The 4,795-nt window shown below is 67.9% G+C and carries 3 protein-coding genes; 1 reads left to right on the top strand and 2 read right to left on the bottom strand.

The genetic code is table 11. The features are described from left to right. Nucleotides 1–349 (top strand): 2OG-Fe(II) oxygenase (locus AC1D0P_RS21945; RefSeq protein ID WP_477678682.1); only part of this gene is annotated, 349 nt, incomplete at its 5' end. A 28-nt stretch (nucleotides 350–377) separates the two neighbouring features. On the opposite strand, the gene AC1D0P_RS21940 is transcribed toward AC1D0P_RS21945, so the two are convergent. Both AC1D0P_RS21940 and AC1D0P_RS21935 read right to left on the bottom strand, forming a co-directional pair. Beyond that, nucleotides 378–1,970, bottom strand: a complete 1,593-nt coding sequence (locus AC1D0P_RS21940) for an alkaline phosphatase D family protein (protein ID WP_477678681.1) — start codon at nucleotides 1,968–1,970, stop codon at nucleotides 378–380. A 10-nt stretch (nucleotides 1,971–1,980) separates the two neighbouring features. Further along, nucleotides 1,981–4,795: 7TM diverse intracellular signaling domain-containing protein (locus tag AC1D0P_RS21935; protein ID WP_477678680.1), on the bottom strand; the 2,815-nt coding region annotated here is incomplete at its 5' end.

Here is a 4,795-nt window from a genome sequence, read left to right as displayed (position 1 = left end):
GCGTTACATCATCGGTTGCTACAGGGCCGACCAGGAGGCTCATTTCCGCGCCCACCGCGACAACACCACCCGCGGCACGGCCCACAGGCGCTTCGCCGTGTCCATCAACCTCAACCATGATTTCGAGGGCGGCGAGGTCTGCTTCCCGGAATACGGCACCCGGTCGTACAAACCCCCCGTGGGTGGCGCGGTGGTGTTCTCCTGCTCCTTGCTGCATGCCGTGTCCACGGTGACGCAGGGGCGGCGTTATGCCTTCCTGCCCTTCCTCTATGACGATGAGGCCGCGAAGGTGCGCGAGGCCAACAAGGCCTTCCTGGACAAAGGCCTGTCGGCGAACTACAAGGCCTAGGCGGCAAGACTGCCGGCTGCCGCCGGACTCAGGCTTTTTCGACCACCGGCCGCCCGGCCTGCACCGCGAAACGCGCCAGCGTCTGCACCCCGCTGTCGGCGCGTGTCACATCGTCCACCGCGCGCAGCGTGGTCGTCAGCATGCCCGGCGTCAACTCCACCACGCCATAGCCCCTGCGTTCAGAATCGGCGAACACGAAGTGCGGGTTCTCGGCCAGGGTGTCGGGGGTTTTGGCGCCGCTGGACGAGCGCGAGCTGATGCTGGTTCCGCAAAATTCGGTGCCGACGGCCGCGCTGGCCGCGTCCTCATAGTCGGCCTTGATGTGGCCCACCCAGTTCTCGTGCACGTCGCCGCCCAGCAGCACCGGGTTGGCCACGGCGTGCTTGCGCAGCGAATCCGTGAAGCGTGTCCGCGCCGCCGCATAGCCGTCCCAGCCGTCGTTCCAGAGCACCTGGCCGGGCCCGGGGCGGAAATCGCGCCGGCCGAAAAGCGACTGCTGGCCCACAAGGTTCCAGCCCGTCGCCTTGCCGGCGCCGCCGCCCCATTCGGCATCGAGCCAGCCTTCCTGCTGCGCGCCCAGCATGCTGCGCGCCGGGTCTTTCCAGGCAGCGCAGCCGGCCGGGTTCAGCGTGCTGGAGCCGGCCCGCCAGTCACGCGTGCAAACCTGCGCGTCCTTGTATTGCCGCGCGTCCAGCATGTAAAGCGAAGCCAGCCGGCCGTAAGGCACGCGCTGGTAGATACGCATCTCGGCGCCGCCGGCCAGGCCGGCCACCGCGCGCGTGAGCACCGAGGCGCGCACCGGCATGTGCTCATAAAAGGCCTGGTAGGCCGCCGCGCGCCGGGCCGCGAAATCAGCCGCCGGCGGCCCGCTGTTGCCGGGCGATGCACCCGCGTAGTCGTTCTGCACCTCGTGGTCGTCCCAGGTCACCAGCCAGGGGCAGGCCGCGTGCATGGCCTGCAGGTCGGCATCGCTTTTGTGCAGGGCATAGCGCCGGCGATAGTCGTCCAGCGTCAGCACCCAGCCGCCGGTGGGCACGCGCACGGCCTGGCCGGCATTGGGGTATTCATAGATGTAGTCGCCCAGGAACATCACCAGGTCGAGGTTCTCATCCCGCATGTGCCGGTAGGCGCTGTAATAGCCGTGCTCCCAGCGCTGGCAGGACGCATAGGCCAGCCGCAGCCGCGCCACCACCGCATCGGCCGCGGGAAAGGTGCGCGTGCGACCGGTGGCGCTGAGGGCGCCGCCCACGGCGAAACGGTAGAAATACCAGCGGTCGGGCTCCAGTCCCTGCACCTCCACATGCACCGAATTCGCCAGTTCCGCCACGGCCTGCGCCTGGCCGGCCTGCACGATGCGGGTGAAAGCTTCGTCATGCGCGAGTTCCCAGCGCACGGCCACCGGCGCGGACAGCAGCCGCAGGGCCTCTTCACCGTCCAGGGCCAGCCGGGTCCAGAGCACGACCGAGTCATGGGTGGGTGAACCGCTGGCAACGCCCAGCGTGAAGGGATTGCCGGAGAGCCGAACTTGCGCAGCCGCCCTGCCCGGCAGGTAGCAGCCGGCACCGGCCAGCGCCAGCGACTGGAGCAGCCGGCGCCTTTGGATCATGAGCGGCGAGGTCATGCTGGCCCGGTCAATGCCGCACCGGCAGGCGCACGGTAAACGTGGTCCCCGAGCCCGCGCTGCTGCGCACGTCTATGGTGCCGCCGTGGATGTCGACCGCGTTGCGCACGATCGCCAAGCCCAGGCCCGTGCCCTGGATGGTGCCGACATTGCTGGCGCGGTGGAAGGACTCGAACAGGTGCGGCAGCTCGTCCTCCGGAATGCCTATGCCTTCGTCCGCGACTTCCAGGATGACCACGTCCTGCTCGGTGCGCACGCGGAACAGCACCAGGCCGCCCAGCGGCGAGTACTTGACCGCGTTCGACAGCAGGTTGCTGAAGATGTGGCGCAACAACTTCTCGTCGTAAAGGCCCTGCCCTGTCCCGGCTTCGTAGTCCAGGCGCAGCTCGCACAGGCTGTCGGGTTGCTGCGTTCGCGCTTCCTCGACCAGTTGGCGGCACAGCGCCTGCAGGTCCAGCGGATGCGGTTCGAACTCCAGCATCTGCGCATCGGCCTTGCCCAGCAGCAGCACGCGGTCCAGCATGCGCGTCATGCGTTTCACGCCCGCGGCGATGCTGTCGAGGATCTCGAGCTTCTCGGATTCGGGCAACCGGTTGCCGTAGTGGCGCAGCAACTCCTCGGCCGAAAGAATGCCCGAGAGCGGCGTGCGGAACTCATGGCTGGTCATAGCCACAAAACGGGTGCGAAGCTCGTTGAGCGCGCGCTGCTGCTCCAGCGCCTCGCGCGTGTCCTCTTCCGACTTCTTGCGCTCGGTGATGTCGAGGAAGGCCCAGATCACACCCGAGTCGGGGTCTTTCGGCTGCACGCAGCTGCCGGCCATCTGCACCCAGAAGAGCTGCCCGTCGCGGCGCTTGAGCTGGCGTTCGCTGATGTAGCTGCCGGTGGCGATCAGGGTTTCGCGCGCCTCCTTGCCGAACTGTTCCCAGGTCGCCAGGTCGGGATGGATGTAGCTCGAAGGCTGGCCCATAAGGTCTTCGCGCCRGCTGCCCATCATCTGCGCGAACTTCTCGTTGACCCACTCGTGGCGGCGGTTCACCGACAGCACGATGCCCACCAGCGCGCTGTTGAGGATGGCGCCGCGCTCCGACGAGGTGCGCACCAGCTGCGCTTCCAGTTCCTTGCGGCGCGTGATGTTGATGATGACCCAGACCGTGCCCTGGCTCAGGTCGCGCTCGCTGACGGCCTTGCCCGACAGCGACACCCAGATCAGCGTGCCGTCGAACTGCTTCACCTGGATCTCGGCCTCGTAGTTTTCGCCGCGGCTGACGCAGGCCGCCACCTCGCCGCCCACCCGGATGTATTCCTCACGCGAGAGGTAAAAGGGCTCCATCGAGGTCAACTCATTGCTGCCGGCGCCGAAGACTTCCAGCATGGCCTGGTTGGCCCAGCGAAAGCGCCCGTCCGGCGTCAGGAAAGCGATCCCGACGATGGAGTTTTCCAGGATCATCTCGCGCTCCTTGAGCTGCGTGCGGAAATTCTCCTGCGAAACGCTCAGCGCCTCCACCATGGCGTGCTCGGCCAGGGTGCGCGCCTGCGCCTGCTCCTTCTCGCGTCGCGTGACGTTGATGCGGTCGGCCAGCGCGAAGGACAGCACCACCATCTCCAGCGCCGAACCTATCAGCAGCGAATTGGCCGTCAGCGCATGCGATGGCAGCATGCCCGTGTTGTGCAGCGCCAGCGTCACCACACCCACCAGCAGCAGCGCCCAGGCCGCCAGGAAGTATTTCGCGCCCGGGTGGCCGGAGCGCACGCTCAGCACGCCCACCACCACCAGGGTGACCACGCTGAAGACGGCCAGCACCGTCACCATCAGCGAAGACACTACATAAGGCAGCGTGAGCGCCGCCAGCAAGGTCAGCAGCCAACCGGCCACCAGCGCCAGCATGAGCCGGTCCAGGCGCGGCATCCTGAGCGCGCTGGACAAAAAGCTGCGCGCGAACAGCAGCCCGAAGACCGCGGTCGAGGCCATGCCGGCAGGCGGCGAGACGCTGTTCCACCAGAGCTGTCCCGGCCAGAGAAACTGCGCGCCGAAGCCGGTCAGGGCCGCCTGCGCGAGGGCCATGCAGGCCACGAAGGCCACATAAATCACATAGGCCCGGTCGCGCACCGAGAAAAACAGCAGCAGGTTGTACAGCAGCAAGCCAATCAGCAGCCCGAAATACAGGCTGATGGTGGCGTACTCGGCCTGGTCGTGCCGCCACAGCGCCGCGGGCTGCCACAGGTTCACCGGCGCCGACACCGTCCCGCCCGAACTGACCCGCAGGTACAAGGTGCTGGCGGCGCCGGGCTTGAGACGCACCGGCATCACGTGGTTGCGGTGCACCACGGCCCGCTCGGCAAAAGGAGACAGGTCGCCGCCGACCTGGCGGCTGAAGCCGCCCTTGCCGTCCGGCGCGTACAGCTCCAGCCTGTCCAGCGGCGGGTAGGCCAGCTCCAGCATCCAGTCGGCGGGCGCGTCGCGGGCGGCGCGCAAGGTCACACGCAGCCAGATGGCCGAACGGGTCAGCCCGAAATTGGTGGCCGGGCCGGTTTGCGGCACCGGCTGGAAGCGCGCCTGGGCCTCGGGCTTCAGGATATCGGCCAGCACCAGTTCGCCGCCGGCGTCCTCCAGGTAGGTAAAAGAACGCGACAGCGCGTAGCGGCTTTCGTTGCTTATGGCGAGCCCGGGGCCCGCATCGGCCTCCGCCACAGCGGCGGCGGGCGGCTGCGCCCTGGCTGGGCCCGGCTTCTGCGCGGGGGCCGAAAAGGCCAGGCCGGCCAGCAACACGGCCGGCAGCACCAACACACCCCGCAACCAGCCCGGCCTCATGCGGTAACGCCAGGGT

The organism is Polaromonas sp. P1_G2 (genome assembly GCF_056405515.1).
This window is presented reverse-complemented; position numbering and strand designations above follow the sequence as displayed.